At 39.3% G+C, this 14,710-nt stretch carries 12 protein-coding genes; 8 read left to right on the top strand and 4 right to left on the bottom strand.

What is annotated here, in order from left to right; translation table 11 throughout:
* Positions 1–99: 99 nt before the first annotated feature.
* Both nth and AC4PL9_RS04235 read right to left on the bottom strand, forming a co-directional pair.
* Positions 100–744 carry an endonuclease III gene (gene nth / locus AC4PL9_RS04240; RefSeq protein WP_343786689.1) on the bottom strand — a complete coding sequence of 215 codons (645 nt, stop codon included), beginning with the start codon at positions 742–744 and terminating at the stop codon, positions 100–102.
* Positions 722–1,369, bottom strand: coding sequence for a tetratricopeptide repeat protein (locus tag AC4PL9_RS04235; protein WP_491603530.1), 648 nt, complete (start codon positions 1,367–1,369; stop codon positions 722–724). The genes nth and AC4PL9_RS04235 overlap by 23 nt, the downstream gene beginning before the upstream one ends.
* Positions 1,370–1,403: 34 nt before the next feature.
* Between AC4PL9_RS04235 and AC4PL9_RS04230 the strand changes: the two genes are divergently transcribed.
* Together AC4PL9_RS04230 and AC4PL9_RS04225 are read left to right on the top strand one after the other, a co-directional pair.
* On the top strand, positions 1,404–1,631 hold the full coding sequence (locus AC4PL9_RS04230) for a hypothetical protein (RefSeq protein ID WP_491603529.1): 228 nt from the start codon (positions 1,404–1,406) through the stop codon (positions 1,629–1,631).
* A gap of 122 nt (positions 1,632–1,753) precedes the next feature.
* Positions 1,754–3,280, top strand: coding sequence for a DEAD/DEAH box helicase (locus AC4PL9_RS04225; RefSeq protein ID WP_491603528.1), 1,527 nt, complete (start codon positions 1,754–1,756; stop codon positions 3,278–3,280).
* A 12-nt stretch (positions 3,281–3,292) separates the two neighbouring features.
* On the opposite strand, the gene AC4PL9_RS04220 is transcribed toward AC4PL9_RS04225, so the two are convergent.
* Complete coding sequence (locus AC4PL9_RS04220; protein WP_491603527.1) at positions 3,293–3,916, bottom strand: carboxypeptidase-like regulatory domain-containing protein; 624 nt, start codon at positions 3,914–3,916, stop codon at positions 3,293–3,295.
* Between the two features lie 80 nt (positions 3,917–3,996).
* Here AC4PL9_RS04220 and AC4PL9_RS04215 point away from each other — a divergent pair, with 80 nt between their 5' ends.
* Together AC4PL9_RS04215 and AC4PL9_RS04210 are read left to right on the top strand one after the other, a co-directional pair.
* Positions 3,997–4,482 carry a hypothetical protein gene (locus AC4PL9_RS04215; RefSeq protein WP_491603532.1) on the top strand — a complete coding sequence of 162 codons (486 nt, stop codon included), beginning with the start codon at positions 3,997–3,999 and terminating at the stop codon, positions 4,480–4,482.
* Positions 4,483–4,494: 12 nt separating this feature from the next.
* The gene (locus tag AC4PL9_RS04210) at positions 4,495–6,177 is read left to right on the top strand and encodes a DUF819 family protein (protein ID WP_491603526.1); all 1,683 of its coding nucleotides are present in this window, start codon (positions 4,495–4,497) and stop codon (positions 6,175–6,177) included.
* Between the two features lie 88 nt (positions 6,178–6,265).
* Here the strand turns inward: AC4PL9_RS04210 and AC4PL9_RS04205 are convergent, their stop codons facing one another.
* On the bottom strand, positions 6,266–8,812 hold the full coding sequence (locus AC4PL9_RS04205) for an ATP-dependent Clp protease ATP-binding subunit (RefSeq protein ID WP_491603525.1): 2,547 nt from the start codon (positions 8,810–8,812) through the stop codon (positions 6,266–6,268).
* A 220-nt stretch (positions 8,813–9,032) separates the two neighbouring features.
* Between AC4PL9_RS04205 and gyrA the strand changes: the two genes are divergently transcribed.
* The 4 genes from gyrA to AC4PL9_RS04185 all read left to right on the top strand — a co-directional run bounded on the left by gyrA (position 9,033) and on the right by AC4PL9_RS04185 (position 14,680).
* Positions 9,033–11,582: a DNA gyrase subunit A gene (gene gyrA / locus AC4PL9_RS04200; RefSeq protein WP_491603524.1), complete on the top strand. Its 2,550-nt coding sequence runs from the start codon at positions 9,033–9,035 to the stop codon at positions 11,580–11,582.
* Positions 11,583–11,600: 18 nt separating this feature from the next.
* On the top strand, positions 11,601–12,812 hold the full coding sequence (locus AC4PL9_RS04195; RefSeq protein WP_491603523.1) for a tetratricopeptide repeat protein: 1,212 nt from the start codon (positions 11,601–11,603) through the stop codon (positions 12,810–12,812).
* Positions 12,813–12,902: 90 nt separating this feature from the next.
* Positions 12,903–13,415, top strand: a complete 513-nt coding sequence (locus AC4PL9_RS04190; protein ID WP_491603522.1) for a YceI family protein — start codon at positions 12,903–12,905, stop codon at positions 13,413–13,415.
* Between the two features lie 47 nt (positions 13,416–13,462).
* The gene (locus AC4PL9_RS04185; protein WP_491603521.1) at positions 13,463–14,680 is read left to right on the top strand and encodes a BaiN/RdsA family NAD(P)/FAD-dependent oxidoreductase; all 1,218 of its coding nucleotides are present in this window, start codon (positions 13,463–13,465) and stop codon (positions 14,678–14,680) included.
* Positions 14,681–14,710: the final 30 nt, after the last annotated feature.

Below are 14,710 nucleotides of genomic sequence, written 5' to 3'. Positions count from 1 at the left end.
TTATTTAGGTGGTTGAGTTCTGCAAAACCATATTACGTGAAGGCGGGAGATCCTTCACAGACCTCCTGCTTTTCTAAAAAGTTTTATCGGACCTAGAGATTATTTATATTCTTGTAAGACTTTTTTGCTCCCCAATTTTACGGTTATAAAATCTACATCCAGTTTGGGAGACCGGGCAGGAGAGTATTCCCTTCCATAGTAGATGATCTGTAGATGTAATTTATTCCATAATTCTTTTGGAAACCATTTTTTAGCATCTTTTTCTGTTTGCTCCACATTTTTTCCGTTGGTCATTCCCCAACGCGTTAGCAGACGATGAATGTGTGTATCAACAGGAAAAGCAGGAACGCCAAATGCCTGTGACATGACAACTGAAGCCGTTTTGTGTCCCACTCCGGGGAGCTCTTCCAATAAATCCATGTTTTCAGGAACTTCACCATCGTATTTGTCTATCAAAATTTGTGATAGGGTATAGATTGCCTGCGATTTTCGGGGAGAAAGTCCGCAGGGACGGATAATCTCCTTTATTTCATCCACGGATAATTTGACCATATCAAACGGATTGTCGGCACGTTTAAACAGAATGGGAGTGATCTGGTTGACCCGGGCATCTGTACATTGCGCAGACAAAAGAACAGCGATTAGCAAGGTGTAAGGATCTTTGTGATCAAGAGGAATAGGAGTTTCCGGGTACAACTTCTCCAATTCTTCAATAATATATTCAGCTTTTTCCGCTTTCGTCATTTTCGTTAATTTTAAATCCGTTTCGTAGAAAGTTCATGAATTCGGAAAACCCTTTTTTACTGGTAAAAACGCCCAACATGGTTTTGAAAAGAGAAGGTGTATTCCGGTTGTGTTCATTGGTTTCCTGTTTTCTGGGTTGCAATTCAACTCCTTCCGGATGATTTACAGGTTCTCCATCTTCCAGTTCACTGAGTCTTTGTTTGAAGGAAGGTTCGTTTCTTACAAGTGAATCCGCCTGTGCAAAATTTCGTTTGGCTGCTTCCATATACCCCAGTTTCTCCATGAGAAGTCCCAGGTTATTCAATGCAACAGCATCTTCGGGATCTAATTTAACAGCGATTTCATAGTCTGTAATCGCTCCTTCCGTATCACCAAAAAAATCGCGAACATACGCCCGGCTGGAGTATCTGTAGGAATACTCAGGGTCGAGTTCGACAGCCTTATTCATATCAGCGAGAGACTCCTTTTTTTTATTCAGGTGAAGAAAAACCGTTCCTCTTTCACATAATAGAACCGGATTGTGAGGATCTTCCTTCAAACAATAATTTAGAAGAATTAATGCTTCTTCCGGTTTTCCGTTTTTCAGTAAAACGATTGCTTCTTCGTGCTTTTTGTTGCTATACATTTGTTACCTTCGGTTTCTGAATTCTTACAAAAATATGGACTTTCCCCAATATCGACGTTATTCAAACGGTTCTTCTTATTTTAAAATCCTGGATGATCGCACTTTTATTGAGTATCAGATAGTAGGAAACCGGGTGTTTGAACACCGTATTACAGCCCAACAATATCCGGAAATTCTGCGCATCAAAGAAATGCTGGGGTTAGAGTTGCCCGGAATCGAGGTAGCAGACGGTGAAGATGTCGAGAGTTTACAGGCTAGATAAGTATTTTGGGGATACAAGATATTTGTAAGACTCTGTCCAATAGTTTTTTCGAAAAAAATCCTGTCAAATCAAGGGAAAACAAGAAAAGAACCGTACTTTTGTAGCCCAATTTTCGCAAACACATGATCGATACAGAATTATTCGTAGCCAAAAAGTTATACCCGTTTCAGGAGAAAGCCGTTAATACAATTGTTGATGACTTGAAGGAAAATGGTGCGAATTATAATTTGTTGTATCAGTTGCCTACAGGAGGGGGGAAAACAGTCATATTTTCCGAAATTACCCGCCGTTATATTGAACACTGGGGCAAAAAAGTATTGATTCTTACCCACCGGATAGAGTTATCTGTTCAGACAAGTAAGCAGCTGTCCGCTATAAGGGTGAATAATAAAATCATAAACAGTGAAGTAAAAGAACTACCGGATCAGGATGAGTACATGTGCTTTATTGCTATGGTTGAGACACTGAATAATCGTCTGAATGAAAACGATAACTTTATAGAAGATATCGGTTTGGTAATTGTGGATGAGGCGCATAATAATAGTTTTCGTAAAATTTTCCAGTTTTATGAAGGAGCTAATATTCTTGGTGTAACAGCAACTCCGTTAAGTTCGAATAAAGCATTACCTCTGAATGATAACTATGATAAGTTGTTGGTGGGAGAGAGTATACTTTCACTTATTCAGGGAGGATATCTTGCTGATGCAGAAACCTATACGTACGACGTTAATCTGCATGGTTTGAAAATCGGATCAAATGGTGATTTTACGGTAAGTAGTTCCGAGTTGGTGTACGGAAACTATTTTATGCAGGAGAAACTTTTGTTTGCTTATGAAGAAGTAGCAGTAGGTACTAAAACACTTATTTTCAACAGCGGTATTGAAACTTCTGTACGCGTCTACGAAACATTTAAGAAGCGTGGTTACCCGATCCGACATCTGGACAGTACTTTTAGTGACAAAGACCGAAAGGATATTCTGGAGTGGTTCAAATATACAAAAGATGCGATTTTGTCTTCTGTTGGAATTCTTACAACCGGTTTTGATGAACCGACGGTTGAAACCATTATTCTGAATCGGGCTACCCGCTCGTTGACTTTGTATCACCAGATGATTGGTAGAGGTTCGCGAAAGTTACCTCATAAAGATCGTTTCAAGCTGATTGATTTGGGGAATAATGTTCGTCGTTTTGGTTTGTGGCAAGACTATATCAATTGGCAGGATGCCTTCAAATTTCCGGATCGTTTTCTGGAATCAAGATTATCCGAAGAGGATGATATTCAGTTCGAAGTAGAGTACGAATTTCCTCCGCACTTACGTAACAAGATTGATGAAGAGTTTTTGAATGCTTTCTCCATGAAGGATACGTATTATGAGTGCATTGATAACGGTCAGAAAGGAAAAGATGCAGTTGAGTTAAGCGTTCGAAACCATGCCGATGCGATTATTAAAGCTGTAACCAACTTTTATGACGGATTGGAACTACAGGAATTTCTGCAGGAGCACGTTGAACACAGACTGAAACAATATACCAAGTGCATTTCCAAGAGCACAGCCAACTATTTTAAATACCTGATGGAAACGTATAATCGTCAACTTCGTCAGGTTCTTCGTAACGAACTCGACGACGAAGAGGAAGACGATGAATAGGAAATTAACCCTTTAAAATTCCACCACATATTCCGCTACTCCAAAAGAGGGACATAATACAGAATCGAGATGTATTTCAGTGGCCAGGTTTACGATATAAAATCGTACATACTTGTTCCCGGCGACTGCACAGCTTAGCGTGTCATTATAAACAGACCCCGTGTATTCGTATGAGGTAATCGGACAGCAATCTTCACAATCTGTTCTGCCGTTTAATTTCTGAATAGTAACCTGATCGGCTGTGTTCTGCGGATTAACGTTCCGGATAATCCATTTAATCTCGGAGCGAGCTTCTACCGAAAAATTATGTATGTATGCTTCATTAGTAGATAGCTGCGAAAAATAGATGGTAAACTCTTCCGAAAAATAGTCACTTTTCTCAAATACAATGCGATATTCTTCCGATTTATCCCGTTGAAAGGTGATACTATACTTTCCGGTAGCATCACTTGTTACAGAAGTTACCAAATCTGGTAGTCCTCCACCTGCGGGGATTTTAAACAACTTAATGGTTCCGCTTTGAAGTCCTCCTCCCAATGAACTGTCCGATATAGTTCCTTCAATAGTGAATTCAATGACATCCTTTTTGCAGGAAGAAAAAAGAGAAAAGAGGATGAGAAAAGCAACAAATCTCATGATACAATTTTCAGTAAATATACGAATATCATCATTGCATTCTGAACATTTAAGGTAGAAACCCTATCTTCGCAATCGTGATGAAATTTTTGCAAAGCATAGTGATTATTATGGCCGCTGCCTTTATGGTATTGGAAAATCATTCATTTTCTCAGACTTTTCTGTTCAAAGGACGGCAAAGTTTTCAGAACGAAGTAGTCTGGTCTGTGTATTCAAATGAAATTTATCATGGAAACAGATATTCCGGAGGAACTTTATCCTACACGATTATAGATAATCAATTATATGTTGGGTCAGGAAGGTATACGGATGACTGCGCTTACACAATAAGGGATAACGAAATTTTTATAGGAAGAAGCCGTTTTTCCAATGACCAGGTTTATACAATCAGAGAAAATAAAATTTACGCTGGAAACAGTACATATTCCGGGGATATATTGTTCACCTATAACAAAGGAAAAATATACCGGGGAGACTCAACATTTTTGAGTGACATACTATTTACTGTTGAGGAAGGTGAAGACTTTGACCTTCGTATTATAGCTTGTATAATCGGACCCTTTTAATTCACATTAATTATGAAGATAAAAATTACTTTTTTCTTATCTGTATTTCTTGTATTGACAGGTTTTTCATCTGCTCAGACGGATCGTTTATTAACCGATGGAAAAGACTCTGTAATTGTTTTTTCAGAGAGAATTCCATCAGAAATTGCAGATACATTGGCTTTCGTGAATTTTAATGCGGGAAATGTAAAGTCGGTGGAAAGTAGAAAAGGAATTCTTATCAATTTTAATGACCAGCACCGAAGGATACTTTCTTCATCGGAAGTAATAGAACTTCAACTCAATGATACTGTTTTTTCCCTGACCAATGTGGAAGATATCCTGATTAAAAACCCAGGGGCAGGAGAAGTACTGAAATTAAATCTGATTCCTATTATTAGCGGTGAATCTGCTAAATTTGAAGATGTCAGTTCGGAAGGACTTAAACTGACAATACTTGAGAAAAAACCGGAAGAACCTGTTTTTAAAGATGACAGAGTGGTATTTGGTATCTTATTTTTAGTACTTGCCGCTATTTTTTATACCTCTTCAAAATCAAACAGCCGTTTCTGGACGCGTTTTTATACAATCATTCCGGCATTATTCCTTTGTTATTTTATTCCTGCGATATTGACAACATTCGGGCTGATTTCATCTGAACACTCACGTCTTTATCCGATGGCAAGAGATTATTTATTGCCGGCCAGTTTGATCTTAATGACCTTGAGTATCGATTTGAAGGGCTTAATTAATCTTGGACCGAAAAGTCTTATAATGTTTGTCGCAGGAACAGTTGGAATCATTTTGGGTGGAGTAGGAGCTGTCTGGTTGTTCTCTATTTTTAGTCCGGAGACTGTCGGTGGAGAAGGTAATGAAGCTACCTGGAGAGGGTTGGCGACGTTGGCAGGAAGCTGGATCGGTGGTGGTGCCAATCAAACAGCTATGTTCGAAATTTACAAATACAAAGAGTCTTTATATGGGGCTATGATTACTGTTGATATTGTTGTGGCAAATATCTGGATGGCTTTGGTACTTTTCGGAATTGAAAAGCGTAAAAAACTGGATAAATGGTTGAAAGCAGATAATACAGCCATTGATGAGTTGGTACATAAGATGGATGCTTTCCAGAAATCTGTTTCAAGACAGGCCGGAGTAAAAGATTATATGATAATGGCCGGATTGGTATTCGGAATAGTTGCTATCGCACACTTTTCAGCGGGATATTTATCCGAGTTTTTTGCCAGCCGGACAGAAACACCGGAGCAGGATACGTTAGCCAATTATTTTTTCTGGTTGGTGGTTCTGGCAACTGTTTTCGGGTTTATTCTTTCGTTTACAAAAGCAAGAAACCTGGAAGGGGTAGGAGCGTCAAAAATAGGATCGATTTTTATTTACATTCTTGTGGTAACGATTGGAATGAAAATGGATATTACACGAATTTTTGAAAATAAACTTCTCATACTGGTTGGATTAGTCTGGATGGCAATTCATGTCGGGATACTGGTGTTGGTTGCTAAGTTAATTCGTGCTCCATATTTCTTTCTGGCTGTAGGTAGTCAGGCAAATGTTGGAGGAGCTGCATCAGCTCCGGTTGTTGCAGGAGCATTCCACTCATCATTAACTACCGTAGGAGTTATCATGGCAGTCTTTGGATACTTTGTCGGAACAGTTGGTGCAATAGCCTGCGCAGAATGGATGAGGATCGTAGCTCCGTAAAGTAATCGAATAGATATTAAAAATAAAAAACGCTGTTTCTAAAGGAAACAGCGTTTTTTTTATTCATCAACCAAAAGGGAAGAAGGTCTTACTCTTCCTCTTCTTTCTTTGTTTTTTTCGGTTTTTTATTCTTTTCAATATCGATTTTCAACTCCTCACCGTTTTCACCAAGATCAATTTTGATCGAATCTCCTTCCTGTAGATTGGCTTTGATAATCTCTTCTGCCAATGGATCTTCAATATATTTTTGGATGGCTCGCTTCAATGGTCTTGCTCCGAATTTTTGATCATAACCTTTATCTACAATGAAATCTTTTGCTTTCTCGGTCATCGTCATATCATAACCAAGATTGTTAATACGACCGTATAGTTTGTTGATTTCAATATCGATAATTTTGTGGATGTCTTCACGCGTAAGTGACTTGAACAGAATCATGTCATCAATACGGTTCAGGAATTCAGGAGAGAAAGCTTTTCTGAGCGCATTTTGAATCACACCTTTTTGTGCTTCTTCTTCCTGATCTTGTTTTGCTTTTGTTCCAAATCCAACTCCTGTTCCAAAATCCTGAAGTTGACGGGCACCGATATTTGATGTCATAATGAGAATTGTGTTCTTGAAGTCAACTTTTCTTCCCAATCCATCTGTCATGTGACCGTCATCCAAAACCTGTAACAACAAATTGAATACATCAGGATGTGCTTTCTCTATTTCATCCAGAAGAATGATGGAGTAGGGCTTACGGCGTACTTTCTCCGTCAATTGACCTCCTTCTTCGTATCCGACATATCCGGGAGGCGCTCCAACCAGTCTGGAAATAGAGAACTTCTCCATATATTCAGACATGTCTATTCGAATAAGAGCTTCCTCGGTATCAAAAAGATACTTGGCAAGTTCTTTGGCTAACTGCGTTTTTCCCACTCCTGTTGGCCCCAGAAAGAAGAACGATCCGATGGGTTTATTCGGGTCCTTCAGTCCGGCACGGTTTCGCTGAATCGCACGAACTACTTTTTGAACAGCTTCAGACTGACCGATAACGCGTTTGTGCAACTCTTCGGCCATTGTAACCAGCTTTCCGCTTTCGGACTGAGCAACACGTTGTAAAGGAATTCCTGTCATCATGGATACTACTTCGGCAACATGTTCTTCGGTTACCTGAATACGATGAGATTTGGATTCCTCTTCCCACTTTGTTTTGGCTTCTTCCAGTTTCTCCTGCAGTTTTCTTTCCGTATCACGCAATTCAGCTGCTTTTTCATACTGCTGACTTTTGATAACGTTGTTCTTTTCTTCTTTGATCTTCTCAATATCAGCCTCAATATCAATGACTTCTTTAGGGACATTGATATTAGTAATATGAACACGTGACCCCACTTCATCCAATGCATCGATTGCCTTGTCAGGTAAGTGGCGATCCGAAATATAACGATCCGTCAATTTGACACACATTTCTATAGCTTCCGGAGAGTAAATAACATTGTGGTGTTCTTCATAACGTTCCTTGATGTTATTGAGGATCAAAATAGTTTCATCAATCGTTGTTGGTTCAACCATTACTTTTTGGAAACGACGTTCCAAAGCACCGTCTTTCTCAATATACTGACGATACTCATCCAATGTTGTAGCTCCGATTGCTTGCAGTTCGCCCCTTGCCAAAGCAGGTTTAAACATATTGGAAGCATCCAGAGAACCACTTGCTCCCCCGGCTCCGATAATCGTATGGATTTCATCTATGAACAGAATAATGTCCGGAGATTTTTCAATCTCACTCATTACTGCTTTCATTCTCTCCTCGAATTGTCCTCTGTATTTAGTTCCTGCCACAAGAGACGCAAGATCTAGTGAAACAACACGTTTGTTAAAAAGTACACGGGATACTTTTCGTTGAACAATGCGCAGCGCAAGTCCTTCAGCAATAGCACTTTTACCTACACCGGGTTCACCGATCAGGATAGGGTTATTCTTCTTTCTTCGTGATAATATCTGACTAACACGTTCAATTTCTTTTTCACGTCCGACAATCGGATCCAGTTTCCCCATTTCGGCCATTTTTGTAAGATCACGACCAAAATTATCCAATACAGGAGTTTTGGATTTTGAGTCTGTTCCTTTACGTTGACCGGGAGTACCATATCCGCCGCCTTCCTGTGGGTCTTCATCCGAAGCCCCGGGAAATTCGGACTTAGGTAATTTTCCTTCTTCTAACATAAGTTCAAGTTCGTCTTTAACATTTTCATATAAAACGCCATACCTGTTCAATAAACGGCAGGCGAGGTTGTTCTCATCCTTCAATATTGATAGTAACAAATGCTCAGTTCCGATAAGCGGGCTTTTAAACAATTTAGCCTCCAGATAAGTAATCTTTAAAACTCTTTCAGCTTGCTTAACCAATGGAATGTTTGTCATTGAAGCATTCGTTGGTTTTGCTGTTTTTAACAACGTGCTTTCCAGTTCCTTGCGCAGAGCACCAAGATCCACATTGAATTCCTTGATAAGGCGTATTCCAAGCCCTTCGCCTTCGCGAATCATTCCTAATAATATATGCTCAACCCCTATAAAATCGTTTCCGATGCGTAAAGCTTCCTCTCTACTGAAAGAAATCACATCCTTAACGCGGGGAGAAAATTTTGCTTCCATAATTTACCTGTCATTTTTGAGTTCCTGATAAAACACAGTATACTCAGTTTACCAAAAATATAATTTAGTTTCTCAAAAACCGAAAAAAACAGATGCAATTTTCAACAGAATTTTGTTTATAAAATGCCGTTGCATTTGGTTTTTGTAGCTATCTTTTATGTATTTTCGAAACTTTATGGAATAGCAAACAATTTCCATGCAAATCTAAAATGATGTCAAAATGGCAGATGGAGAAAGAATAATACAGATTAACATTGAGGATGAAATGAAATCGGCTTACATCGATTATTCGATGTCGGTAATTGTTTCACGGGCGCTTCCTGATGTTCGGGATGGTTTTAAGCCGGTTCACAGAAGGGTTTTGTATGGAATGCAGGACCTTGGAGTTTATTCGAACAAAGCGCATAAGAAATCAGCAAGAATTGTAGGGGAAGTGTTGGGTAAGTATCACCCTCATGGAGACTCTTCAGTATATGATACAATGGTTCGTATGGCGCAGCAATGGTCTTTGCGCTATCCATTGGTGGACGGACAAGGAAACTTTGGTTCTGTTGATGGTGACAGTCCCGCAGCAATGCGTTATACGGAGGCCCGGCTTCGGAAAGTGGCTGAGGAAATGTTGTCGGATCTGGATAAGGATACAGTAGATTTTCGTCCAAACTTTGATGAATCTCTTCAGGAGCCTTCAGTTCTTCCTACTAAAGTACCAAATCTTCTTGTAAACGGGGCGTCAGGTATCGCAGTAGGTATGGCTACAAATATGGCTCCTCACAACTTGTCTGAGGTAGTCGATGCTACTATAGCCTATATCGATAACCGCGATATTGAAATCGCTGAGTTAATGCAGTATGTGAAAGCACCCGATTTTCCTACCGGAGGTATTATCTATGGATATGAAGGGGTGAAAGATGCATTTGAAACAGGTCGCGGACGTGTTGTAATGCGTGCAAAAGCTACTATTGAAGAGGAAGAAAACGGTAGGTCATATATCATTGTCAATGAGATTCCTTATTTGGTAAATAAGGCCGAGATGATTAAGAAAACAGCCGATCTGATCAATGATAAGAAGATTGATGGTATTTCTGATATTCGTGATGAGTCTGACCGTAATGGTATGCGTGTGGTTTATGAATTGAAACGCGATGCAATTCCAAATGTAGTACTTAACAAGTTATTTAAGTTCACACAGCTACAGACTTCCTTCTCAATTAATAATATTTGTTTGGTAGATGGACGTCCGAGATTATTGAATCTGAAAGAACTGATTCATTATTTCGTTGAGTTCCGTCACGAGGTGGTGATTCGCCGTACTCGTTTTGAATTGAAAAAAGCTGAAGACCGGGCGCATATTCTGGAAGGGCTTATTATTGCTTCGGATAATATTGACGAAGTTATTGCTATCATCCGGGCTTCCAAGTCTCCTGATCAGGCAAGAGAAAACCTGATGACAAGATTTGAACTATCGGATCTACAGGCGAGAGCGATTGTTGATATGCGTCTTCGTCAGTTGACAGGACTGGAACAGGATAAGTTACGTACTGAGTACAATGAATTGTTGGAAATAATCAAAGATCTCAAAGATATTCTAGATCGTGAAGAACGAAGAATGGAGATTATTAAGGATGAGTTAGCCTACATAAAAGAGAAGTATGGGGATGAAAGACGTTCGGTTATAGAGTACTCTGCCAGTGAAATGAGAATAGAAGACCTTATTCCTGATGAGGAAGTGGTTGTTACTATTTCACACGCCGGATATATTAAACGAACTAATCTTGCTGAATATAAAGTTCAAAACAGAGGAGGAGTAGGATCGAAAGGTTCGACTACAAGAGATAAAGACTTTCTGGAACATCTTTTTGTTGCTACAAATCATAACTACCTGCTGATCTTTACAGAAAAAGGACGTTGTTTCTGGATGCGTGTATTTGAAATTCCTGAAGGAAATAAAACATCCAAAGGACGGGCCATTCAGAACCTCATAAATATTGAACAGGATGATAAAGTAAAAGCGTACATCAATGTAAATGATCTGAAAGATCAGGAGTACGTGGAAAACAACTTTATTGTTATGTGTACAAAGAGAGGAGTTATTAAGAAAACGTCTTTGGAGGCGTACTCCCGTCCTCGAACAAATGGTATCAATGCTATCAATATCCGTGAAGACGATGAGTTGTTAGAGGCAAAACTGACTAATGGTTCAAATGAGATTATACTTGCGGTAAAATCAGGTAGAGCAATCCGTTTTAATGAATCAACTGTGCGTCCAATGGGTAGAACTGCCTCCGGAGTAAGAGGAGTAAATATTTCTGAAACCGATGAAGTGATCGGAATGATCTGCATCCAGGAAAATTCAGAAACGATTCTGGTGGTTTCCGAAAACGGTTACGGTAAACGATCGTATCTGAATGATCCAGAAGATGGGGAACCTGTATATCGTATTACGAATCGGGGTGGTAAAGGTGTGAAAACATTAAATGTTACAGATAAGACCGGTCCGTTAACAGCGATCAAAACCGTGACGGATGAGGATGACTTGATGATTATCACGCAATCCGGAATGGCAATTCGAATGCATGTGGCTGATATTCGCGTTATGGGACGTACAGCGCAGGGAGTAAAACTAATCAACCTGAAAGGGAAAGAAAGTATAGCTGCCGTTGCTAAAGTTCCACGTTCGGACGAGGAAGAGGATATGTACGACGAAGAGAACGGTGGAGAAATGAATGATAATGGCACTATTGTTGATGATAACAACAATGTAGAAGAATAAGGTTAAATTGAGTGAATTATGAAAATAGTTAAATATTCAGCCGTGTTTTTGACGGCCGTTATGATTACAACAGGCGCATTTTCTCAGAAGAAAAACGAGACCAATGCTGCTATGGATTATCAATCGTATGAAAAGGCTTTGATGTCCCAGGATATGGATGGAGCAAAGAAATCACTTCTTTCAGCTAAAAATTGGATTGATGAAGCTGCGGAACATCCGGATACAAAAGAAAGTGTAAAAACTCTTTTCTATAAAGGTAAAATATACCTTGGACTTTCCATGTTGGGATTGATGAGTGAGGACGCAGAATTGAAAGAACTGGCGACAGAAGAAAATGCGCAAAAAGGTATTGATGCATTTAAAAAATCGTACGAATTGGATTCGAAAGGACGTTATCGCGATGATATCAAAACAATGGCTTTTATGGTGCGTGAGCAGTCTATTCGTGAAGGAGTGAAACAATTCCAGGAGCAAAAATTTGAACAGGCAATGGAATTGTTCGAAACATCTGTTGTAATGATGGATGTAATCGGACAAACGGACTCGTTGGCTATTTATAATATGGCTTTGGCTGCTGATCGAAGTAAAAATTTCGATAAAGCTTTCGAATATTATGATAAAGCGGCTCAAGTGGGGTATAATGTACCTGGATCATATACTTTAGCATCTAACGCATTGCGTGAGCAGGGTAAAAACGAAGAAGCTTTGGCTTATGTAAAAACTGCCCGCGAGAAATTCCCGAACGATCAGGATCTGATCATCCAAATGGTGAATATTGCCCTTAGCTCCGGAGATAATGAAGTAGCTGAGAAAAGTTTGAACGATGCGATTGCAAAAGATCCGGAAAACAAACAATTGTATTTTGCAATTGGTACCGTGTATGATCAGTTAGGGAAAAATGAAGAAGCAGTAAAATCATTCGAGAAAGCGATTCAGATTGACCCTAAGTATGAAGATGCAGTATACTCGTTGGGAGCACACTACGTTAACTTGGCAGCTGCTCAATTTGAAGAAGCTTCTAAAATGAAGTTGGGTGATCCTGATTATGAAGGATTGAAAAAAGAATCGGAAGATAATTATAAGAAAGCAATTCCGCATCTTGAAAGATCATTAGAGTTAAATCCTCAGAATGTGGATGTAATGAATACGCTTTTCCAATTGTACAGAAAACTTGGAGATAGTGCCAAAGCACTTGAATACAAGAAAAGAATGGATGCGTTGAAAAACTAATTACGTAGTATATGTTAAAAAAGCGGGTTCGGTAATGAATCCGCTTTTTTTTGGATTGAAATTTGTTGTATATTGTTCAAAAAGAAAAGAATGAGACAAATACTATCATTGATTGCAACTGTTCTGTTGATAGGAGCAGGTTATGGACAACAATTAAAAATTGACGCCTCTCAGGCTAAAGTTGCTTTCTATTTTCATGGAGATAAAGTGGATGGTACAGTAAGTGGTTTTGAAGGAATCATAAAATTTGACCCGTCAACTCCTTCTTCTGCAGAAATATCAGGAAGTGTAAAAGCAGGTACAATCAATACCGGAAATAAAATGCGGGATAAGCATCTTGCTTCTTCTGATTTTTTTCATGCAGAGAAATTTCCTGAGATTCGATTCCGTGCAGCTGAAGTGAAAAAGGAAGGGGAAAACTATACGGTTAGAGGTAAATTAACGATTAAAGATACACCAAGGGAGGAATTATTTAAAATGTCCGTGAAAGAAGGAAAGTTGATTTTTACTTCCTCAATTAATTCGGCAGATTACGGAATTATGGAGAAAAAGAAACGAGAAGATTCTCAAGTTGATATTACAATAGAGATTCCGTTATTGTAAGTGATACTTTTTGTAGTTTTGAGTCCGTCTATTAGGCGGACTTTTTTATGCGCAAAATTGGAATTATAGGAGGAGGTGCAGCAGGTTTTTTCGCTGCAATACAGTGTAAGTTACTGAACCCGGAAACGGATGTCACAATCTTGGAGAAAACTTCAAAAGTTTTAGCAAAAGTTAAAATTTCAGGAGGGGGCAGGTGTAATGTAACGAATGTGGAGTCAGACCCTGTAAAACTGGCTGCCAAATATCCTCGTGGAGAACGACAACTGAAGAAAGCATTCCGGGATTTTTCTACGACAGATACGATTCGTTTTTTTGAAGAAAGAGGTGTTCCATTGATTGCTCAGGAAGATGGTTGTATTTTTCCGGTATCACAGGATTCCCAGTCGATCATAGATTGCTTTCTTAATGAGTGTGCCCGCTTGAATATTGAAGTAAAGAAGAACTTCAGAATGGAGAAAATAGAACAGGTTTCCAACGGTGGTTTTGCGCTGATAGCAGAAAATGCAAGCCTGTTTTTCGATAAAGTGATTATTTGTACCGGAGGGGCTCCCAAAAAGAGCCATCTATTGTGGTTGGAAGAACTCAATCAGCCGGTGATTGATCCGGTTCCTTCTCTCTTTACCTTTAATATGCCTGGAAATCCGATAACAGAGTTGCAGGGAAGTGTTGTGAAACATGCAATAACTAAAATTCCGGGAACTAAATTGACAGCAGAAGGTCCCTTATTAATTACTCACTGGGGTATGAGTGGTCCGGCTATTCTTGTACTATCAGCCTGGGGAGCAAGAGTGTTGGAGGAAGTTGGTTACGAATTTAAAGTAACCGTGAATTGGACCGGAATTAAAAATGAAGAAGAGATCCGAACCGAATTGAGACATTGTGCAGCGCAAAATGCGAATAAAAAACTGGATAAATTTGGTGTTTTTGGTTTGACACAGCGACTTTGGAGTTTTCTTCTGGATAAATTTCAAGTCAATAAAGAAAAAGCCTGGAAAGAACTGAATAAAAAAGAATTCAACCGATTGGTAAACGGGTTGATGAATGATGAGTATCCTGTTTCCGGGAAAACTACCTTCAAAGAAGAGTTTGTTACTGCCGGTGGAGTTGACTTATCGCATGTGAACGTGAGTAATATGGAGAGTAAGATCATTCCGGGATTACATTTTGCAGGTGAAATTCTGGATATCGATGGTATAACCGGTGGGTTTAATTTTCAGGCAGCCTGGACAACAGCCTATCTGGCGGCAAAAGGAGCTGTTTCCTGATCTTCATTTATTCCATCCTTTTGTCTAAAA

This window comes from Wandonia sp. (assembly GCF_984588085.1).
This window is presented reverse-complemented; position numbering and strand designations above follow the sequence as displayed.

Excerpts from the sequence above, each read along its gene's own strand:
- nth (WP_343786689.1), bottom strand. The coding sequence starts at position 744 with ATGACGAAAGCGGAAAAAGCTGAATATATTATTGAAGAATTGGAGAAG.
- AC4PL9_RS04235 (WP_491603530.1), bottom strand. The coding sequence starts at position 1,369 with ATGTATAGCAACAAAAAGCACGAAGAAGCAATCGTTTTACTGAAAAAC.
- AC4PL9_RS04230 (WP_491603529.1), top strand. The coding sequence starts at position 1,404 with ATGGACTTTCCCCAATATCGACGTTATTCAAACGGTTCTTCTTATTTT.
- AC4PL9_RS04225 (WP_491603528.1), top strand. The coding sequence starts at position 1,754 with ATGATCGATACAGAATTATTCGTAGCCAAAAAGTTATACCCGTTTCAG.
- AC4PL9_RS04220 (WP_491603527.1), bottom strand. The coding sequence starts at position 3,916 with ATGAGATTTGTTGCTTTTCTCATCCTCTTTTCTCTTTTTTCTTCCTGC.
- AC4PL9_RS04215 (WP_491603532.1), top strand. The coding sequence starts at position 3,997 with ATGAAATTTTTGCAAAGCATAGTGATTATTATGGCCGCTGCCTTTATG.
- AC4PL9_RS04210 (WP_491603526.1), top strand. The coding sequence starts at position 4,495 with ATGAAGATAAAAATTACTTTTTTCTTATCTGTATTTCTTGTATTGACA.
- AC4PL9_RS04205 (WP_491603525.1), bottom strand. The coding sequence starts at position 8,812 with ATGGAAGCAAAATTTTCTCCCCGCGTTAAGGATGTGATTTCTTTCAGT.
- gyrA (WP_491603524.1), top strand. The coding sequence starts at position 9,033 with ATGGCAGATGGAGAAAGAATAATACAGATTAACATTGAGGATGAAATG.
- AC4PL9_RS04195 (WP_491603523.1), top strand. The coding sequence starts at position 11,601 with ATGAAAATAGTTAAATATTCAGCCGTGTTTTTGACGGCCGTTATGATT.
- AC4PL9_RS04190 (WP_491603522.1), top strand. The coding sequence starts at position 12,903 with ATGAGACAAATACTATCATTGATTGCAACTGTTCTGTTGATAGGAGCA.
- AC4PL9_RS04185 (WP_491603521.1), top strand. The coding sequence starts at position 13,463 with ATGCGCAAAATTGGAATTATAGGAGGAGGTGCAGCAGGTTTTTTCGCT.